Annotated in this window: 19 protein-coding genes; 10 read left to right on the forward strand and 9 right to left on the reverse strand. The window is 71.8% G+C overall.

Annotated features, from left to right (window positions below; genetic code table 11):
• Positions 1-131 precede the first annotated feature (131 nt).
• The 6 genes from AX721_RS14030 to AX721_RS14055 form a co-directional block, all read right to left on the reverse strand.
• Positions 132-647, reverse strand: coding sequence for a nuclear transport factor 2 family protein (locus AX721_RS14030; protein WP_068876614.1), 516 nt, complete (start codon positions 645-647; stop codon positions 132-134).
• Positions 648-727: 80 nt separating this feature from the next.
• Positions 728-3,640, reverse strand: coding sequence for a tetratricopeptide repeat protein (locus tag AX721_RS14035; RefSeq protein WP_068876615.1), 2,913 nt, complete (start codon positions 3,638-3,640; stop codon positions 728-730).
• Between the two features lie 3 nt (positions 3,641-3,643).
• Positions 3,644-4,558: a MotE family protein gene (locus AX721_RS14040; protein ID WP_231733143.1), complete on the reverse strand. Its 915-nt coding sequence runs from the start codon at positions 4,556-4,558 to the stop codon at positions 3,644-3,646.
• Positions 4,555-5,130, reverse strand: coding sequence for a DUF6468 domain-containing protein (locus AX721_RS14045; protein ID WP_068876616.1), 576 nt, complete (start codon positions 5,128-5,130; stop codon positions 4,555-4,557). The genes AX721_RS14040 and AX721_RS14045 overlap by 4 nt, the downstream gene beginning before the upstream one ends.
• Positions 5,127-6,170: a flagellar motor switch protein FliM gene (fliM, locus tag AX721_RS14050; protein ID WP_231733144.1), complete on the reverse strand. Its 1,044-nt coding sequence runs from the start codon at positions 6,168-6,170 to the stop codon at positions 5,127-5,129. Before fliM ends, AX721_RS14045 begins: the two co-directional genes overlap by 4 nt.
• 72 nt (positions 6,171-6,242) lie before the next feature.
• Positions 6,243-6,857 carry a flagellar basal body-associated FliL family protein gene (locus AX721_RS14055; protein ID WP_068876618.1) on the reverse strand — a complete coding sequence of 205 codons (615 nt, stop codon included), beginning with the start codon at positions 6,855-6,857 and terminating at the stop codon, positions 6,243-6,245.
• Between the two features lie 218 nt (positions 6,858-7,075).
• Here AX721_RS14055 and flgF point away from each other — a divergent pair, with 218 nt between their 5' ends.
• The 4 genes from flgF to flgH are packed head-to-tail and all read left to right on the forward strand — an operon-like array spanning position 7,076 to position 10,110.
• Complete coding sequence (gene flgF / locus AX721_RS14060; RefSeq protein WP_068876619.1) at positions 7,076-7,813, forward strand: flagellar basal-body rod protein FlgF; 738 nt, start codon at positions 7,076-7,078, stop codon at positions 7,811-7,813.
• 14 nt (positions 7,814-7,827) lie between these two features.
• Entirely contained in the window at positions 7,828-8,616 is a 789-nt protein-coding gene (gene flgG, locus AX721_RS14065) for a flagellar basal-body rod protein FlgG (RefSeq protein WP_068876620.1), read from the forward strand.
• 4 nt (positions 8,617-8,620) lie between these two features.
• Positions 8,621-9,361 (forward strand): flagellar basal body P-ring formation chaperone FlgA, encoded by a 741-nt coding sequence (flgA, locus tag AX721_RS14070; RefSeq protein WP_068876621.1) that lies wholly within the window; start codon positions 8,621-8,623, stop codon positions 9,359-9,361.
• An 11-nt stretch (positions 9,362-9,372) separates the two neighbouring features.
• Positions 9,373-10,110 (forward strand): flagellar basal body L-ring protein FlgH, encoded by a 738-nt coding sequence (gene flgH / locus AX721_RS14075; RefSeq protein WP_068876622.1) that lies wholly within the window; start codon positions 9,373-9,375, stop codon positions 10,108-10,110.
• 108 nt (positions 10,111-10,218) lie between these two features.
• On the opposite strand, the gene AX721_RS14080 is transcribed toward flgH, so the two are convergent.
• Positions 10,219-11,208 (reverse strand): aldo/keto reductase, encoded by a 990-nt coding sequence (locus AX721_RS14080; RefSeq protein WP_068876623.1) that lies wholly within the window; start codon positions 11,206-11,208, stop codon positions 10,219-10,221.
• Positions 11,209-11,301: 93 nt separating this feature from the next.
• Between AX721_RS14080 and AX721_RS14085 the strand changes: the two genes are divergently transcribed.
• On the forward strand, positions 11,302-12,195 hold the full coding sequence (locus tag AX721_RS14085; RefSeq protein ID WP_068876624.1) for a LysR family transcriptional regulator: 894 nt from the start codon (positions 11,302-11,304) through the stop codon (positions 12,193-12,195).
• On the opposite strand, the gene AX721_RS14090 is transcribed toward AX721_RS14085, so the two are convergent.
• Both AX721_RS14090 and AX721_RS14095 read right to left on the reverse strand, forming a co-directional pair.
• Positions 12,192-12,683: a recombinase family protein gene (locus AX721_RS14090; protein WP_068876625.1), complete on the reverse strand. Its 492-nt coding sequence runs from the start codon at positions 12,681-12,683 to the stop codon at positions 12,192-12,194. The two genes, AX721_RS14085 and AX721_RS14090, sit on opposite strands and share 4 nt — an antisense overlap.
• Positions 12,684-12,802: 119 nt before the next feature.
• On the reverse strand, positions 12,803-13,375 hold the full coding sequence (locus AX721_RS14095; protein ID WP_068876626.1) for a GNAT family N-acetyltransferase: 573 nt from the start codon (positions 13,373-13,375) through the stop codon (positions 12,803-12,805).
• A gap of 33 nt (positions 13,376-13,408) precedes the next feature.
• On the opposite strand from AX721_RS14095, the gene AX721_RS14100 reads away from it, so the two are divergent.
• The 5 genes from AX721_RS14100 (at position 13,409) to dxs (ending at position 18,107) form a co-directional block, all read left to right on the forward strand.
• Positions 13,409-14,332, forward strand: a complete 924-nt coding sequence (locus tag AX721_RS14100; RefSeq protein WP_068876627.1) for a histone deacetylase family protein — start codon at positions 13,409-13,411, stop codon at positions 14,330-14,332.
• An 18-nt stretch (positions 14,333-14,350) separates the two neighbouring features.
• Positions 14,351-14,959 carry a histidine phosphatase family protein gene (locus AX721_RS14105; protein WP_068876628.1) on the forward strand — a complete coding sequence of 203 codons (609 nt, stop codon included), beginning with the start codon at positions 14,351-14,353 and terminating at the stop codon, positions 14,957-14,959.
• Positions 14,960-15,054: 95 nt separating this feature from the next.
• Positions 15,055-15,297, forward strand: coding sequence for an exodeoxyribonuclease VII small subunit (locus AX721_RS14110; RefSeq protein ID WP_068876629.1), 243 nt, complete (start codon positions 15,055-15,057; stop codon positions 15,295-15,297).
• Entirely contained in the window at positions 15,294-16,175 is an 882-nt protein-coding gene (locus AX721_RS14115) for a polyprenyl synthetase family protein (protein ID WP_068876630.1), read from the forward strand. The genes AX721_RS14110 and AX721_RS14115 overlap by 4 nt, the downstream gene beginning before the upstream one ends.
• 15 nt (positions 16,176-16,190) lie before the next feature.
• Positions 16,191-18,107: a 1-deoxy-D-xylulose-5-phosphate synthase gene (gene dxs / locus AX721_RS14120; RefSeq protein ID WP_068876631.1), complete on the forward strand. Its 1,917-nt coding sequence runs from the start codon at positions 16,191-16,193 to the stop codon at positions 18,105-18,107.
• The last annotated feature ends 30 nt before the right edge of the window (positions 18,108-18,137 follow it).

Genomic DNA, 18,137 nt, shown 5'->3' on the forward strand with positions numbered 1-18,137 from the left:
ACCCCCCGCTCTTCAGTCGGCAAAAGCCGACCTCGGCGGGCGGTCCCCCTCCCGCCGCTTCGCGGGGGATGTGAAGAACATTACGCGAACATCTCAGCTATGATCAACACCAGATCGCGAAGACAGCCCCCTCAGGGATCGAACCTCAGCCCCGGCTGCGCGGCCAGCCCCGCCCACACCTCCGCCGTCGACGGCATGGCCGCGTCGCCCACGATCTTCCAGCCGCCGCCCGCGTCGCGCTTCAGGGTCACGAGGAATCGGGCGACGCGGACACTCTCGGGCGCCCCCGGACGGCGCATCGCCTGGCGCATGTAGCCGGCGTCCACCGCCAGGTCCTCGCCGATCACCTGCCGCCGCTCGATCCGATAGGCGCTCTCCACCGTCACGCCGTCGCGCACGATGCGCTCGCGCTGCGGCGCCAGCACGCCGGCCAGGTCCGCGCCCAGCACCGCGGGCCCCGGGCGCGCGTCGATCAGCAGCGCCTGGGGGTGGAAGCCGGCGGCCATGCCCGCCACGTCGTTGGCGACCCGGCTGGCCGCCAGCCGCGCATAGACGCCGTTGATCGCCTCGTCCTGCGGATGGGCGGCGGCCGGGAGCGCGAACGAGACGGCGATGAGGGCCGCGGCCGGGAGCTTTGAAATCTGCATGCCCGTCGCCTAGGGCGCCCGGCCGGCCGCGCCAGCGGCGCTGCGACGGAGGGGCCCAGCCGCGCGACGGAGGCGCGGGGTCAGCCCTTGGCCGCGGGCGCCGGCGGGGCGGCCTGGGCCTGGCGGGCGGGCGCGACGGGCTTGGCGGCTCCGGGCGCGGCGCGGGTCTTGAAGCGGCCCTTCATCTTCTCGACCCAGCCCGCGAAGGCCTCGTTGTCGGCCGAAACGCGGCTGAAGTCGGAAACGCTCATCCGGCCCGAGGGCACGCCGGACAGGGCGATGCGCAGGGCGTCGGGGTTGTTGGCCTTCTCGTAGAAGCCCTGGTAGCGCTGTTGCAGCCGGCCCAGCGCCGCCTCGTCGCCGGCCAGGCTGTAGGCCACGCCCGCGCGCAGCAGGCGGCCTTCCTCGTCGCTGGAGAGCTGCGTCGGGTTCTTCCACCGGTCGCCCAGCGACTTCTCGAACAGCGGACCCGCGCTGGCCCAGTTCTTCTGCTTCCACGTGATCTCGCTGCGCAGGTCCGTGCCGTCCTTCGAGGCGTCGGAACCCAGGATCTCCAGCGCGCTGTCGTACTTGCCGAGGGCCATCCAGGCGCGCGCCTCGACCAGCCGACGCTCGGTGTTCAGGGCGGTGGGCAGCACCGTGGTGCGCGAGCTGTTGATCGCCTGGAGAGCCTGCTCGGGCTTGCGGTCCATCAGGTAGATGACGGCCAGGTCCGTGGAGACCTGGGCCTTCGGCACCCCGTCCAGGCGGTTCTCGGCCTGGTACTTCAAGAGCTCGGCGGCCTGGGGCAGCAGGTCCACGTCCACCAGCCGGCGGACGATCTTGCGCACCATCAGGTCGCCGTCGGCGCCGATAGGCGCCAGTTCGCGGAAATCGAAGAACAGCGCCAGCGCCTGCAGCGGCTCCAGCCCGTCGGCGAGGCCGTCCAGGAAGAGCCCGCGGAAGGCGGCGTTCAGGTCGGCCTGGAGCTGCTGGGCCTCCGGCAGGTCGGGCAGGCGCACGCCCGCCGACCGCAGCGCCTCCAGCGCCTCGCGATAGCGGCCCTGGGCGAGATAGAGCTGGCCCAGCGCCCGGATGGTCTCCAGCTCGGTGGCGTCGCCCCGCCAGCGGTAGCGCAGGCCGTCGAACACCACGGCGGCCTGGACCGGCGTGATCTGGGCCAGCTGCAGGCGGATCTGGGTGGCGCGCAGCACGGCCGGCGCGGCGATGGAGTCGATCGGGGCGGTGGCGATGGCCCTGTAGACCTTCAGCGCCCGGTCCTGGAAACCCTGCAGTTCGATGACGCGGGCCTGGATCAGGCGGCTGCGGAGCTGTTCCTCCGACGAGACCTTCTCCTCCAGCGCCATGCGGATGCGGGTGTCGGCGGCCACCAGGTCGCCCTGGGCCAGGGCCGCCTGGGCGTCGGCCCGGGCGAACCGGGCGCGCCACAGCGGCGGCATCAGGCCATAGGCTTCCACGCCCTTGGCGAACTGCGCGCGCGCCTCGGCGTGCTGGGCGATCTGGGTGTTGACGTAGGCGCGCCACAGCGCCGTCGACGGGTCCGTGGCCAGGGCGGGCGACGAGAAGTCCGCATCGGCCTCGGCGTACCGGCGGGCCAGGGTGCGCGCCACGCCGCGCAGGGCGCGGAATTCCGGATCGTCGAGCATCTCGGGATGCTCGCGCGCCAGGGCGTTGAGCACCCCGATGGCCTCGAAGCTCAGTTCCGAGCCCACCAGGAAGCGGGCCAGGCCCATGCGCGCGGCGACAGGCGCCTCGCGGTCCTTGTTGGCCCCTTCGGCCGCCGCGGCCGCCAGCAGGCCTTCGTAGCGCCGCAGGAACCGGCCCTCGCCGACCTCCGCCCATTGCGCCGGAACGATCGCCGGCATCGGCGCGGGCTGCGGCGTGCCCAGCTGCGTGTCTTCGCGCTCGCGGGTCGCCCAGCTCGGGGACAGCGTCAGCCCCTCGGCCCGGCTGATGCGGACCAGCTCGCCGTCGCGCTGGACCGTGAGGTTGTCGGCCAGGGGCTCGATCGCCAGGCCCTGGATCGAGGGCAGCAGCGCGGCGTCCACGAAGTCCCGGCGGCTCGGCACGCCCTTCGGCGGGCCCAGCGCGGTGACCACGGTCAGGGTGTCGCCCACCACGGGGTCGGGCAGGTTGACGATGCGGGTCGCGCCCGCCACGGGCGCCTTCAGCGTGGCCGGGCCGCCGGCGGCGTCGCGGCCGACCCGGACGATGGACGGCTGCGCCTGCGGGCCGGGCCCCAGCGAAATGGTCCAAGTGGGCCCCTGGGCGCTCACGAAGATCGGGGCGTTGGGGTCGGCGTCGATCCGCAGGGCCGCGTGGTCGGCCCCCTTGAAAGCCTGCAGGCTCCGCAGCGGCCGCACGCCCTTGGGCGCGCTCGACACGTCCAGGCTGGCCGGGGCGTCGAACACGACCCAGATCGCGTCTCCCCGCCGGAAGACGGCGGCGCCCGCCGGGTTGGCCCAGGTGAAGGAGAGCTGCGTCTGGCCGTTGGCGACCCGGGACGCCATGCGCACCACGCCGCCGGGCGGCAGCGGGCTGGGCCGGGGCGGCTCGGGCTCGGCGACCGCGACCTCGGGCGGCGGCGCCTGCGGCGCTGGCGGGGCCGGGATGAAGTTCGCATAGACCGCGCCGTCCGCCCGACCGATCGTCACGTCCGCGTCGTCGGCCAGGGTGATGACGATCTGCCGCCGGCCGGGGACCGGCAGCCTGACCGCGCTCTTGATGTACTTCGGCGGCGAGGTCAGCAGCCGGGCGACCTCGGGGTCGTTGTCCGGGGCGTTGGTCAGGACGACCGTGCGGCCCTCGCGGCGCAGCGTGCCGCCGCCCAGGACCTCGATGCGCGAGAAGGTCTCCGTGGTCGCCACGCGCACGTCCACGCCGCCGCGCTGGGCGACGGCCTTGGCGGCGGGGGCCGCGAGGCCCGCGGGGGCGACGACGCTGGCGATGCAGGCGGCGGCGACCCCGGAGCGGAGGACCTTCTTCAGCGCCATCGGCTATCCGGCAGGCGCCGGCGCGGCGGCCGCGGGCGGCGCCGTAGCCGGCGGGGCGGCGGGCGTCGCGGCCGGCTTGGCCGCGACCTGTTGGGCCGCGGGCGCCTTCTTGCGCGGCGGGGTCTTCCGGGCCGGGGCGGCGGCCTGCTTCTTCGGCGCCTCGGCGGGCGCGGCCTGGGACTGCTCGGCCACGGCGCTGGCCTTGGCGGCGGCGTCCTTGGCCTCCGAGAACCGGCGGGCCAGGGCCTCGGTCAGCTTCTTCGCCTCGGCGGCGGGCATCTGGGCCATGATGGACGAGAGCGCGCGCTCCTTCATCTTGGCCGCGATCGGGATGCGGACGTTGTCGTCCAGGGCGGCCAGCCGCGGCGCGGCGTCCTTGGCCTTCATGCCCTCGAACACCTTCACCAGGCGGTCGATCTCGGCCGCTTCCTTGGCGTTGGACTGGTTCAGCAGGCCGTTCACCTCGGCCTTCAGCCCGTTCAGGGCGCGGATCTTGGCGTCCAGCTTGGCCTCTGCGGCGGCCATCAGCGCCAGCTGGGTGTTCAGGTCGTTCTCGCGGGCGTCCAGCTGGCCCCGGCGCGCGCCCAGGCTCTGCAGCACCTGCAGCTCGGCCGGCGACAGTCCGGCCTGCTTGGCGAGTTCGGCGGCGGTCGGCGCGCAGACGGCCTTCGGCGCGATGCTGGCGGCCGGCAGCGCGACCGCGGGGTCCGTGGCGGCGGGCGCCTTCCCGGCCTCGGCCTTGCCGGCCTCCGCCTTGGCGGGCTTGTCGGTCTTGCCGCCCTTGGCGGTCTCCTCGGCGAAGGCCTGGGCGCCCGAGAGCAGGCCCGGCAGGTCCTTGGCGCCCGAGAGCGCGTTCACGGCCAGGACGCCGCCGATGGCGACGCCGACCAGCGGCAGGATGCGGGGAACGGATTTCAACGGCGCGCTCCGGGGAAGCGGTCGAACGCGGCGGGCGCGTCCTCGAAAAGGTCGTCGTCGACCATGGAAGCGATCCGGCGGCCCGGCAGCGGCGGGCGGCCGACGAGCGGCTCCGGCGCGGCGGCCACCGGCCGGTCGTCCTGGTCGATCATGCCCTCGGCCTGCAGGCGCGAACGGGCCATGGCCAAGAGCTTGCCCAGGCGGTCCTCGGTCGTGCCTTCGCGCATCGGCGGAACCACCGAAGGCATCGGGCGCGGCGCGCGCTCGGCCATCGTGGCCCGCGGCAGCTCAGGGGCCGAGCTGACCAGCTTCTCCAGCTTGGCGGCCAGGGCGCGGCCCTTCTCGATCCGGTCCGACAGCATGTCGGTGGCCTCGTCGGTGGCGGCGCGAAGGTCGGCCAGCCCCTGCTCGGCGCGGACGGCGGCCAGGTTCAGCTCGCGCACGGCCACTTCGAAGCCGGCGTGGCTGTCCTTCAGCGCCTTCAGGCGGCGGTTCAGGCGCACGCCCACGACCATGGCCGCGATCAGCAGGCCGGCCAGCAGCAGGTTCATCGCAACGGCGATCAGGCTCATGAGATCCTCTGGACGGCTTGGCGGGCGGCGGGGGAAAGCGGGGCTTCCACGCGGACGGCGATGTGGGCGTTGCGGCGGCCCATGCGGCCGCGCGTGAGCGGGATGGAGCCGGCGCGCAGTTCGATCAGGCTGTCCGGCGTGGCGTTCAGCATCAGGGTGTCGCCGACCTTCAGGTCCAGCACCCGCTTCAGGCTGATCTGCTGCTCGTCCAGCACCGCGCGCACGTCCATCTGGGTGGTCCACAGCTCGGTGGCCAGGTGGCTTTCCCAGATGTTGTCGCGGCCGAATTTCTCGCCCATGAACTGCTGCAGCAGCATCTTCCGGATGGGCTCCAGCGTGGCGTAGGGCAGCAAGAGCTCGATCCGCCCGCCCCGGTCTTCCATGTCGATGCGCAGCTTCACCAGGATCGCCGCATTGGCGGGACGCGCGATGGCGGCGAAGCGCGGGTTGGTCTCCAGGCGGTCCAGGGTGAAGCTGACCGGCGTCAGGGGCTCGAAGGCTTCCTTGGCGTCCGCCAGCACCACCTCGACCATCCGCTGGACCAGAACCCGCTCGATGGTGGTGTAGGGGCGGCCCTCGATGCGCATGGCCGCGGTGCCGCGGCGACCGCCCAGCAGCACGTCCACGATCGAATAGATCAGGTTCGAGTCGACCGTCAGCAGGCCGTAGTTGTTCAGCTCCTCGGCCCGGAACACCGACAGGATGGCCGGCAGCGGGATCGAGTTCAGGTAGTCGCCGAACCGGATCGAGCTGATGTTGTCGAGGCTGACCTCGACGTTGTCCGAGGTGAAGTTCCGCAGGGACGTCGTCATCAACCGCACCAGGCGGTCGAAGACGATTTCCAGCATCGGCAGGCGCTCGTAGCTGACCAGCGCCGAGTTGATGATCGCCCGGATGCCCGTGCGTTCCGAGATCTCGTCGTCCGACAGGTCGAAGCCCAGCAGGCTGTCGATCTCGTCCTGGTTCAGGATCCGCTCGGCCGAGTTCGCCTCGGCCGCGGCGGCGGCGGCCCAGTCGGTCTCGCCCCCGCCCGCGTCCATCGCGGGGGTGTCGGTCTCGGACATGTTTTCGGTTTCGTCGGCCATGGCGTTCGGGATGCAACTGCGCGGGCGCTAGTTGATCAGCATCTCCTCGATCAGGACGGCGTTGGCCTTGCCCGGCGCGATGACCAGGTTCACCCGGCGCAGGATCTCCATGCGCAGCTGGTAGCTGCCCTGGCTGCCCGAGAGGTCCTCGGGCCGCAGCTCGCGCAGGAAGGTCTGGAACATGTCCTGGAGCCTCGGCATGTTGGGATCCAGCTCCTCGACCAGGCCCTCGTCGGGCAGTTCGAGGGTCAGCTTGAGCTTCAGGAAGGTCGGCCGTCCGTCGGCCGTCTGCATGTTCACCACCACGTCGGGCAGGGTGTAGAAGACGACGCCGTCGGGGCCTTCGCGGACCACGGCCGCGCCCTTCTCGCCTTCCTTGCCTTCCTTCTTGTCGTCCTTCTTCTTTTCTTTCTTCTTGTCCTTGGCGTGGTCGCCCTTCTCGGCGGCCGCATCGGGCTTGGGCGCCAGGAACATGAACGCGGCCGTGCCGCCGCCGCCCAGCACCACGACGGCGGCGGCGCCGGCGATGATGAGCATCTTCAGCGGCAGCTTCTTCTTGGCGGGGGCCTCGCCCTCCGCGCCCTCGGCGACCTCCGGGTTTTCGCCCTCGGCCTCCTTCGGCTTCTTGTCCTTCTTCGCCACGCGCGCGTTCCTTGGGAATATCCGCGAGCCAACGAATGCCGGTCTTTGGTTAAGAAGCCGTTTTTAACACCTCTTAACGGGCGCGATTCCTGCCCGGCATTTTCCGCCGCTCGGCCGCCGTTAACTTTCTTATTCGTTGATTTTGTTGGCGTTTCAAACTGGCCCGGACCTTGCATCCGGAAGGGCCAGAAAGTCGCAGTCCGACAAGGTCCCCGTTAATGGACAATGCAATCTACGTCGGTGTTTCGCGCCAGATGGTCCTCCGTCGGGAGATGGACATCATCGCGAACAACATCGCCAACCTCGACACCACCGGCTTCAAGGTGGAGTCGCTGATGCACAAGACCGACCCGGCCGCGCCCGCCTACACCCAGGGCGGCCCGCGCCCGGTCAAGTTCGTCGCCGGCGACATGGTCGCCCGCGATTTCGGCCAGGGCGCCCTCAACAAGACCGGCGCGCCGCTGGACATGGCCATCGAGGGCGAGGGCTTCTTCCAGATCCAGACCCCGAACGGCCCCCGCTTCACCCGCGACGGCCGCTTCACCACCGACGGGACCGGCCGCCTGGTCACCCAGAACGGCCTGGCCGTGCTGGACGACGGCGGCGGCGAGATCCTGATCGACCCCGAGAAGGGCCAGGTCGCCATCGGCGCCGACGGCACCATGAGCCAGGGCGACGAGCGGGTGGGCAAGGTGGGCATGTACACGTTCGCCAACCAGAGCGCGCTCGAGAAGGCCGGCGACAACACCTTCCGCAACGCTTCGAACCTGCAGCCCCAGCCCGCCACGACCGCCAAGCTGCGCCAGGGCCACCTGGAGACCTCCAACGTCAAGGCCGTCCTGGAGATCACCCGCATGGTCGAGGTGAGCCGGGCCTACGAATCCACCGCCAAGATGATCGACTCCGAAGCCGAACTCTCGCGCCGCTCCGTCGAGCGCCTGGGTCGGGTTCAGTAAGAGGATAACGACCGATGCAAGCGCTCCGCACCGCCGCCACCGGCATGGCCGCCCAGCAGCTCAACGTGGAAGTCATCTCCCACAACATCGCCAACATGAACACGGTCGGGTTCAAGCGCGAACGCGCCGAGTTCCAGGACCTGCTCTACCAGACGTTCCAGGCGGCCGGCGCCCAGTCGTCCGACCAGGGCACCATCGTCCCCACCGGCGTCCAGGTCGGCGCCGGCGTGAAGGCCAGCGCGGTCTACCGGGTCGGCACCCAGGGCACGATGACCAAGACCGACAACCAGTACGACATCGCCATCAACGGCCGCGGCTACCTCCAGGTGCTGCTGCCCTCGGGCGAGAACGCCTACACGCGGGCCGGCAACCTCTCGGTCAACGACCAGGGCCAGCTCGTCACCCAGGACGGCTACCAGATCCAGCCGGCGATCACGATCCCGACCGACGCGGTCTCGGTCTCGATCAGCCCCTCGGGCCAGGTCGAGGTCACCCAGGCCGGCCAGACCGCCTCCAACGTGGTGGGCGTGATCGAGCTGGCCACCTTCGTCAACGACGGCGGCCTCGAGGCCGTGGGCGGCAACCTCTTGAAGGAAACCGTCGCCTCGGGCGCCCCCACCACCGGCACGCCCGGCTCGGTCGGCATCGGCACGCTGCAGCAGGGCTACACCGAAGCCTCGAACGTCGATGCGGTGGCCGAGATCACCGCCCTGATCGTCGCCCAGCGGGCCTACGAGATGAACTCCAAGGTCATCTCCACCGCCGACAACATGCTGGCCACGGCCAACCAGGTGAAGGCGTAAGGCCATGAGGGTCCTCGCGCTCCTCGCGGCCCTGGCCGCCGCCACCCCTGCCCTCGCCGCCACGCCGGTGACGCTCAAGGCCGAGCCGTTCGACGCCGACGGCGTGGTCACCCTGGGCGAGATCTTCGACGGCGCGGGCGCCGCCGGGTCGGTCCCGGTCGCAGCGCGCCGCGGCGCCTCCGTCATGCTCAGCGCCGCCGCGGTGCGCAACGCCGCCTACCGCGCGGGCCTCGACTGGGCCAACGCCGAGGGCCTGCGCCAGATCGTGGTGACCGGCGGCGCGCCCACCGGCTCGCCCGCCAATGTCGCCGCCCGCGGCAACGTCGACGTGCTCACCTGGGCCCGACCCATCGCCGCCGGCGAGATCGTCCAGCCCGAGGACCTGGTCTGGGGCAAGGCCGCCCTGGCCCCCGCCGACGCGCCGAACGATCCGGACGCCGTCATCGGCCTGGCCGCCCGCCGCCCCCTGCGGCCCGGCGCTGCGGTCGCGGGCCGCGACGTTGCCGCGCCGATGGTGATCAAGGCCAACGAGATCGTAACCCTCACCTACGACAACCAAGGCGTCTCGCTCGCGCTCCAGGCCAAGGCCCTCTCCGGCGGCGCGGTCGGCGAGACCATCAACGTGCAGAACGTCACGTCGAAGAAGACCGTCCAGGCCGTGGTCACAGGACCCGGCCAGGCGGCGGTCGGCCCCGCAGCCGAGCAGCTGAAGCTGGTCCGCTCTTCCCGTTACGCCTCCCGTTGAAGGAAGCCCTTATGCGTCTTCGTCTGCTGGCTCTCGCCGCCCTCGCCCCCCTCGCCGCCTGCTCCACCGTCTCCGAGGCGGTGAGAGGCCCCGAGCTCGCCCCCGTCGGCTACCCGGCCGCCCTGGTGCCCCGCGACCAGAACATCCTGCCCCTGGCCTCGGCCCGCGAGCCCCTGCCCCAGCCGGCCAGCGCCAACTCCCTGTGGCGCACGGGCGCCCGCGCCTTCTTCAACGACCAGCGCGCCAGCCGCATCGGCGACATCCTGACCGTCCAGATCGACATCGACGACAGCGCCAAGACCACCAACGCCACCTCCAGCTCGCGCACCTCGGGCGTCACCGCCGGCGTGCCGCACTTCCTCGGCCTGGAAACGAGCCTCGGGAAGATCCTGCCGGGCGCCTTCGATCCGGCCAACGCCATCGAGACCAACTCCTCCACCTCCAACGCCGGCGCCGGCCAAGTGAACCGCTCGGAGAAGATCAGCCTGACCATCGCCGCGGTGGTCACGGGCGTGCTGCCCAACGGCAACATGGTGATCCAGGGCACCCAGGAGGTGCGCACCAACACCGACCTGCGCTCGCTGACCGTGGCCGGCATCGTGCGGCCGGAAGACATCTCCTCCGCCAACACCGTCCGTCACACCCAGATCGCCGAAGCCCGCATCAGCTACGGCGGCCGCGGCGACATCAGCCGCGTCCAGAAGACCCCGGCCGGCCAGTCGCTCGTGGAGCGGTTCAGCCCGTTCTGAAGTTTTCCCCCGCTTGCGGGAGAAGGCGGCGCGAAGCCCCGTCAGGGGCGGGTCGCCGATGGGGGGAGTCCTGCGTCTCTCTCCCATCGGCTAAGCGCGCCTCCGGGCCTACCCGCGCTCGGAGTCCAGGTGGGCCATCTGGGCGGCGGGGTAGCGGTCGCCGGCGGCGGCGTCCTTCGGCACGGCGGCTTCGATGGCGGCGAGGGCAGCCTCGGAGAGGGGCTGAAGCGCGCCCAGGGCCTCGGCCAGGCGGTCGCGGCGGCGGGCGCCTACCAGAGGCACGATGTCGTCGCCCTGCGCCGCCACCCAGACGATGGCGGCCTGGGCCGGGGTGAGGCCGGCGGCCTCGGCGGCCTTGCGCAGGTCCTCGACCATGGCGAGGTTCCTCTGCAGGTTCTCGCCCTGGAAGCGGGGGCTGAAGGCGCGGAAGTCGCCGGGGGCGGCGGTGGCCGTGGGATGGCCGCTGATCAGGCCGCGGCTCAGGACCCCATAGGCGGTGATCCCGATGCCCAGCTCGCGCACGGTCTGCAGCACCCCATCCTCGATGCCGCGGGAGATCAGCGAATATTCGATCTGCAGGTCGCTGATCGGGTGGACGGCGGCGGCCCGGCGGATGGTCTGCGAGCCGACTTCGGACAGGCCGATGTGGCGGACGTAGCCGGCCTGGACCATCTCGGCGATGGCGCCGATGGTGTCCTCGATGGGCACGTTGGGGTCGAGGCGCGAGGGACGGTAGATGTCGATGTGGTCCACGCCCAGGCGCTGCAGGGTGTAGGCCAGGGCGGTCTTCACCGCGGCGGGCCGCGCGTCGTAGCCGATCCAGCCGCCTTCGGGGCCGCGCTGGGCGCCGAACTTGACGCTGAGCACGACGTCGTCGCGGCGGTGGTCCTTCAGGGCCTCGCCGATCAGCATCTCGTTGTGGCCCATGCCGTAGAAGTCGCCCGTGTCGATGAGGGTGATCCCGGACTCGAGGGCGGCGTGGATCGTGGCCAGGCTCTCGGCCCGGTCGGCGGGGCCGTACATCCCCGACATTCCCATGGCGCCGAGGCCGAGGGCCGAGACTTCGGGGCCCGTGGTTCCAAGCTTGCGCGTCTGCATGATCGCCTCCGTTGCTGATGGCGACGATTTAGGCCTGCGCATTGGGTTGGATAATCCGCATTGTCTCGAACGGACTGTGCGGAAAATCGAACAATGGACCGGCTGGACCTGCAGGACCTGGACAGTTTCGCGGCGGTGGCCCGGCATCGCAACTTCCGCCGGGCGGCGGTGGAGCGCGGGGTCTCGGCCTCGACGCTGAGCCAGGCGCTGCGCGACCTGGAGACGCGGATGGGCGTGCGGCTGCTCAACCGCACCACCCGCAGCGTGGCGCTGACGGATGCGGGGGCGGCGCTGCTGGCGCGGCTGCAGCCGGCGCTGGCCGAGATCGGCGAGGCGGTGGCCGAGGTGCGCTCGGCCCAGGCCCAGCCGCAGGGAGCGCTCAGGATCAACGCCCCGGAGCCGGCGGTGGAGATGATCCTGGCGCCGATGGCGGCCGAGTTCCTGGCGGCCTATCCGCAGGTGCGGCTGGAGGTGACCGCCGAGGCGAACCTGGTGGACATCGTGGCCGCGGGCTTCGACGCTGGGGTGCGGTGGGGCGAGAGCCTGGCGCAGGACATGATCGCCGTCTCGCTGGGGCCGCCGCAGCGGTTCGCGGTGGTGGGAACGCCGGAGCTGATCTCCCGGGTGGGGACGCCGCGGCATCCGCGCGACCTCCTGGACCTGCCCTGCCTGCGGGTGCGGTTCCCAAGCGGGATGGAGCCGGCGTGGGAGTTCGAGAAGGCCGGCGAGGCCCTGCGGATCACGCCGCCGGCGCGGGTGGTCTCGACCAATCCGCACCTCCTGCTGCGGGCCATGCTGGACGGGGTGGGCTTCGGGATGCCGTTCGAGGAGGCCGTGCGCGACCACTTGGCGGCGGGGCGGCTGGTGGAGGTGCTGGCCGACTGGTCCGAGGTCTTCCCCGGGCCGTTCCTCTACTATCCCAGCCGCCGGACCATGCCCTCGCCGCTCCGGGCCTTCGTGGACTTCGTGCAGGCGCGGCGGGGTTAGGCCTCCGCCGTCTCCACGGCCTTCAGCTTGCGCCAGACGGTCATGCGCGAGACGCCCAGGCGCCGCGCGATCTCCACCGGGCCGACGCCCGCGCGCTGCAGGGCGAAGATCTCCTGGGTGGCGGCCGCGGGACGGCGGCGGCGGCCGGACACGGGCTCCAGCCCGGCCACCGCCTCCAGCACCGCCCGCAGCGCCCGGCCGCTCGGCCCCTGGCTGGTGAGCTCGGGTTCGAGCACCAGGAGGCCGGCGCCGCGCGCTTCCAGCCGGTCGAGGGCGTCGAGCAGGCCACGGCCGCCGAGCGCCAGGCGGTCGAGCCGGGTGACCACGAGCTGGTCGCCGTTCCCGATGAAATCGAGGATGGAGTCCAGCGCCTGGCCGCCGGCGCCCGGCTCCTCGGCGCGGACCACCTGGCAGCCGGCCGCCTTCAGGCGAACAGTGTCCTCATGCGCGGTGGCGTCCCGCAGCCGCACGTAGCCGATCTTCAGCATCCCCACCGCCGATCCCGTACAAGCTCAACCTTCGGCGGCTAAGGTCCCAAATGGCGGCGGTCGCGCCAAGACGGCTTCACGTTAAATCGCGGCAATGAACGTGGCCGAATGGGCCCGATTCAGGCGAGATTGTGTCGGCATTCCGCCAAATGCGGCGCGGACTTGGAAAAACTCTCCGCGGGACGGCGCAGGATGAACTCGCGGTCGACGGTCTTGCCGACCGCGAAGCCGTATTCGCCGACCTTCTCGAAGCCATGGCGTTCGTAGAACCGCTGGGCGCCGAAGTTCTCCGACCAGACGCCGATCCAGACGGCGCGCGGCCCGTTCGCCTGGAGCCAGTCGATGGCGGTGGCGAACAGCGCCTTGCCCAGGCCCCCGCCCTGGTGGTCCTTCAGGAAGTAGATGCGCTTGAGCTCGCCACAGGCGGAGGTGACGTCCGGGTGCGGCAGGCCGCAGGGGCCGACCGAGGCGTAGCCGATGGCCTGGCCGCCGGCCTCCACCAGCCAGGACGCCTTGGCCGGATCGGCGAGGTCGCGGCGGGTGCGCTCCACGTCATAGGCCTCGGCCAGGAAGGCGCTGAGGTCCTGCGGGTCGTAGAGGTGGGCGAAGGTCTCGCAGAACGTCCGGGCCCCCAGGGCGGCCAGGGTCTCGGCGTCGGCGGGGCTCGCAAGGTGGATCGTCGGTTGGCTCATGGGCGCGGGACCAAGTTGCGGTAGGATCGAGGTATGACCGTCGCGCTCTACACCCATCAGGACATGCTCGACCACCGCCCGGGCGAGGGGCACCCCGAACGGCCCGAGCGGCTGCGGGCGGTGTCCGACGCGCTGAGCGACTCCGACCTGGACCTGGCGCCCAACGACGCGCCGCTGGTGGACGCCGCCGACCTGATGCTGGCGCATGACGAGGCCTATGTGCAGCTGATCGAGCGCGCGGCGCCGGCCAGCGGCCTGCGGGTTCTGGACGCCGACACCTACATGTCCGCGGGATCGCTGACCGCCGCGCGCCGGGCGGCGGGGGCCGCGGTCCAGGCGGTCCGCGACGTGGCGGCGGGCCGGGCCGAGCGGGCCTTCTGCGCCGTGCGCCCGCCCGGGCACCACGCCGAGCCGGCCCTGCCCATGGGCTTCTGCATCTTCTCCAACGTGGCCCTGGCGGCCCTGGCGGCCCAGCGGGCGGGACTGGCCCGGGTGGCGGTGGTGGACTTCGACATCCACCACGGCAACGGCACCCAGGCGGTGCTGGCCGGGCGGCCGGACACCTTCTTCGCCTCGATCCACCAGTGGCCCATGTGGCCCGGCACCGGCCACCCCGACGAGGCGGTCCCGGCCAACATCGTCAACGCGGTGTCGCCGGAGGGCGCGCCGGTCGAGGTGTGGCGCAGGGCCTTCGAGCAGCTGATGGACAGGCTCGACGCCTTCGCCCCGGACCTCGTGCTGGTCTCGGCCGGATTCGACGCCCACGTGCGCGACCCCATCGGCGGCGCCGGCCAGGCCCTGGAGGAGGCCGACTTCGCCTGGGCGACCCGGGCGATCGTCTCGGTGGCCAACCGCCACGCGAAGGGTCGGGTTGTGTCCTCGCTTGAGGGCGGGTACGACCTCGAAGCTCTGGGCCGTTCGGCGCTCGCGCACGTGAGGGCCCTCGGCGAGGGGTAGGGTGCGTTCCCAGGATCGATGGCCAGCGACGTGAGCGACCAGTCCGCGCCCCTGCGCCACGGCGCCATCATCCTCGCGCGCCACGGGGAGCCGGCGCTGTCGCGCAAGGTGCTGCTGTCGGCGGCCGAGTACCGCGAGTTCTGGGCCACCTACGAGATCGGCGGCATCCTGCCCGGCCAGACCCCGCCCGACCGCCTGCGCAAGTTCGTGGCCGAGTGCGGGGCGATCGTCTCCTCGACCCGCCTGCGCGCCATCCAGAGCGCCCGGACCATGGTGGGCGAGCGGGAGTTCCCGCACCACGAGATCCTGATCGAGGCGCCCCTGCCCCCGCCGAACTTCCCCGCTTGGCTCAAGCTGTCGCCGAAGCTCTGGGGCTTCATCGCCCGGGTGTGGTGGTGGTTCTTCAACCACCACGAGGGCCAGGAGACCCGCGCGCAGGCCGAGGAACGCGCCGACCGCGCCGCCGCCCTGCTGATCGGCCTGGCCGCCGGGGGCGAGAACGTGGTGGTGCTGGCCCACGGCTTCTTCAACCACCTCATCGGCCGCTCGCTGAAGAAGCTCGGCTGGCGGCTGGCGGAGAGCGAGGGCTACAAATACTGGTCCATGCGGCGCTTCGAGCGGGGGTGAGGCAGGGCCTTGCGCCCCCTCCGTCTCGCCGCAGCGCGCCGATCCACCTGCCCCGAAGTGTTCCCTTCGAGGGAGGAGCGCACTAAACACATCGCATGTCCGAACCCGCCGACATCTCCGCCATGACCTTCGAGACCGCCCTGGCGGAGCTTGAGCAGATCGTGGCCAGGCTCGAATCGGGCCAGGCGCCGCTCGAGGATTCGATCCGCATGTACGAGCGGGGCGCGGCGCTGAAGGCGCACTGCGAGACGCGGCTGGAGGCGGCCCGCCTGCGGGTGGAGAAGATCGTCATGGGGGCGGGCGGCGCGCCGGCCACAGAACCCGCCGAGTTCAGCTGATGGACCTGGCCCAGCGTGTGGCCGAGGCCGCGGACCTCGTCACCGTGGCGCTGGACGAGCTGCTGCCCCGCGCGGACGGCCCGGAGAGCCGGCTGACCGAGGCCATGCGCTATGCGGCCCTGGGGCCCGGCAAGCGCCTGCGCACCTTCTTCGCCCTCGAGACCGGCCGGATGTACGACCTGGACGAGACCTACGTCCTGCGCTCGGCCTGCGCCCTGGAGTGCATCCACGCCTACAGCCTGGTCCACGACGACCTGCCCTGCATGGACGACGACGACATGCGGCGCGGCCAGCCCACCGTCCACGTGGCCTACGACGAGATGACGGCGGTCCTGGCGGGCGATGCGCTGCAGGCGGCCGCGTTCGAGATCCTGGCCGATCCCGACACCCACCCCGACGGCGCCATCCGCTCCGAGCTGATCACCCGGCTCGCCGTGGCGGCGGGCGCCCGGGGCATGGTGGGCGGCCAGATGATCGACATGCTGGGCGTGCGCGAGGACCTGGGCGGCGTCGCCCGGATGCAGCGGCTGAAGACCGGCGCCCTCATCGCCTGCGCCTTCGAACTGCCGCTGGTGCTGGCCCGGGCCATGGACGCCGAGCGCTCGGCCCTGATGGCCTTCGCCCACGACCTGGGCCTGGCCTACCAGATCGTCGACGACCTGCTGGACGCCGAGGGCGACGCCGCGACCATGGGCAAGGCGGCGGGCAAGGACGCCGACGCCGGCAAGACCACCTTCGTCACCCTGCTGGGCGTGGATGCGGCGAAAGAACGCCTGGGTCTCCTCAAAACCCAGACGAAATCCCACCTGGATCCGTTCGGCGCGCGGGCGGAATTCCTGCGGGCCAGTGTCGATTTCGTGCTAGAGCGCCGCCAATAGTTGAGGACCGCCGCGTTGCCCCCGAAAACCCCTCTGCTCGACACGGTCGCCTCGCCCGCCGACACCCGGAACCTCTCGATTCCGCAGCTGAAGCAGCTGGCCGACGAGCTGCGGGCCGAGACGATCGACGCGGTGTCGCAGACGGGCGGGCACCTGGGCGCCGGCCTGGGCGTGGTCGAGCTGACCGTGGCGCTGCACCACGTCTATGAGACGCCGGCGGACATCCTGATCTGGGACGTGGGCCACCAGGCCTATCCGCACAAGATCCTCACCGGCCGCCGCGACCGCATCCGCACCCTGCGCCAGGGCGGGGGCCTGTCGGGCTTCACCAAGCGCTCGGAGAGCGAATACGACCCCTTCGGCGCGGCCCACGCCGCCACCTCGATCAGCGCCGCGCTGGGTTTCGCCGCCGCCCGCGACGCCGAGGGCCGGGACAACAAGGTGGTGGCCGTCATCGGCGACGGCTCCATGAGCGCCGGCATGGCCTATGAGGCCATGAACAACGCCGGGGCCACCAAACAGCTCACCGTCATCCTCAACGACAACGACATGTCCATCGCCCCGCCGGTGGGCGGGATGAGCGCCTATTTCGCCCGGCTGGTGTCGGGCGGCGGCTACCAGAGCCTGCGCAACCTGGGCAAGTCGGTGGCCAGGGCCTTCCCGCGGCCCATGCGCGAGGCGGCCCGCAAGGCCGAGGAATTCGCCCGGGGCATGGTCACCGGCGGCACCTTCTTCGAGGAGCTGGGCTTCTACTACGTCGGCCCCATCGACGGGCACGACATGGACGCCCTGGTCCACGTGCTGCAGAACGCCCGCAGGATCGACGACAAGCCGGTCCTGGTCCACGTGGTGACCCAGAAGGGCAAGGGCTACGGCCCGGCCGAGAACGCCGCCGACAAGTACCACGGCGTGGTCAAGTTCGACGTGATCACCGGCAAGCAGGCCAAGCCCGCCCAGGCCGGCCCGCCCGGCTACACCAAGGTCTTCGCCCAGGAGCTGATCAAGCACGCCGAGCGCGACCCCAAGATCGTGGCCATCACCGCCGCCATGCCGTCCGGCACGGGCCTCGACCTGTTCGGCCAGAAGTTCCCCGACCGCACCTTCGACGTCGGCATCGCCGAGCAGCACGCCGTGACCTTCGCCGCGGGCCTCGCCGCCGACGGCATGAAGCCGTTCTGCACGATCTATTCGACCTTCCTGCAACGCGGCTACGACCAGGTGGTCCACGACGTGGCGATCCAGGGCCTGCCGGTGCGGTTCGCCATCGACCGGGCCGGCCTCGTCGGCGCCGACGGGGCCACCCACGCAGGCTCCTTCGACATCGGCTACCTGGGCGCGCTGCCCGGCATGGTGATCATGGGGCCCTCGGACGAGGCCGAGCTGGCCCACGCCGTCGCCACCGCCGCCGCCATCGACGACCGCCCCTCCGCCTTCCGCTATCCGCGCGGCGAGGGCACGGGGGTTCAGATCCCGCTGCTGGCCGCGCCGTTCGAGATCGGCAAGGGCCGGATCGTGCGCGAGGGGACGGCGGTGGCCATCCTGTCGTTCGGCACGCGCCTCGGCGAGGCGCTCAAGGCGGCCGACCAGCTCGCCGCCCGCGGCCTCTCGGCCACCGTCGCCGACGCCCGCTTCGCCAAGCCGCTGGACATGGACCTCCTGCTGCGGCTGGCCCGCGAGCACGAGGCGCTGATCACGGTGGAGGAGGGCGCGGTGGGCGGCTTCGGCGCCTTCGTCCTGCACGCCCTGGCCGAGCACGGCGCCCTGGACCGCGGCCTCAAGGTCCGCACCCTGACCCTGCCCGATATCTTCCAGGACCACGACAAGCCGGACGTCATGTACGCCCAGGCCGGCCTGGACGCCGACGGCATCGTGCGCACGGCCCTGGCGGCTCTGGGCGTGGACAACGCCTCGGCCAAGGGTCGGCGCGCCTAGGGCTACGGCCCTCGGGGCGAGGCCGGCCGG

Source organism: Phenylobacterium sp. CCH9-H3 (genome assembly GCF_001557235.1).
GTDB lineage: Bacteria > Pseudomonadota > Alphaproteobacteria > Caulobacterales > Caulobacteraceae > Phenylobacterium.

Bases quoted from the DNA above. Each gene is read 5' to 3' on its own strand.
- AX721_RS14100 (WP_068876627.1), top strand. From the start codon at position 13,409: ATGACCGTCGCGCTCTACACCCATCAGGACATGCTCGACCACCGCCCG.
- AX721_RS14045 (WP_068876616.1), bottom strand. From the start codon at position 5,130: ATGAGCCTGATCGCCGTTGCGATGAACCTGCTGCTGGCCGGCCTGCTG.
- AX721_RS14110 (WP_068876629.1), top strand. From the start codon at position 15,055: ATGTCCGAACCCGCCGACATCTCCGCCATGACCTTCGAGACCGCCCTG.
- flgA (WP_068876621.1), top strand. From the start codon at position 8,621: ATGAGGGTCCTCGCGCTCCTCGCGGCCCTGGCCGCCGCCACCCCTGCC.
- AX721_RS14035 (WP_068876615.1), bottom strand. From the start codon at position 3,640: ATGGCGCTGAAGAAGGTCCTCCGCTCCGGGGTCGCCGCCGCCTGCATC.
- fliM (WP_231733144.1), bottom strand. From the start codon at position 6,170: ATGGACGCGGGCGGGGGCGAGACCGACTGGGCCGCCGCCGCCGCGGCC.
- flgH (WP_068876622.1), top strand. From the start codon at position 9,373: ATGCGTCTTCGTCTGCTGGCTCTCGCCGCCCTCGCCCCCCTCGCCGCC.
- flgG (WP_068876620.1), top strand. From the start codon at position 7,828: ATGCAAGCGCTCCGCACCGCCGCCACCGGCATGGCCGCCCAGCAGCTC.
- AX721_RS14030 (WP_068876614.1), bottom strand. From the start codon at position 647: ATGCAGATTTCAAAGCTCCCGGCCGCGGCCCTCATCGCCGTCTCGTTC.
- AX721_RS14095 (WP_068876626.1), bottom strand. From the start codon at position 13,375: ATGAGCCAACCGACGATCCACCTTGCGAGCCCCGCCGACGCCGAGACC.
- flgF (WP_068876619.1), top strand. From the start codon at position 7,076: ATGGACAATGCAATCTACGTCGGTGTTTCGCGCCAGATGGTCCTCCGT.
- AX721_RS14080 (WP_068876623.1), bottom strand. From the start codon at position 11,208: ATGCAGACGCGCAAGCTTGGAACCACGGGCCCCGAAGTCTCGGCCCTC.
- AX721_RS14090 (WP_068876625.1), bottom strand. From the start codon at position 12,683: ATGCTGAAGATCGGCTACGTGCGGCTGCGGGACGCCACCGCGCATGAG.
- AX721_RS14085 (WP_068876624.1), top strand. From the start codon at position 11,302: ATGGACCGGCTGGACCTGCAGGACCTGGACAGTTTCGCGGCGGTGGCC.
- AX721_RS14105 (WP_068876628.1), top strand. From the start codon at position 14,351: ATGGCCAGCGACGTGAGCGACCAGTCCGCGCCCCTGCGCCACGGCGCC.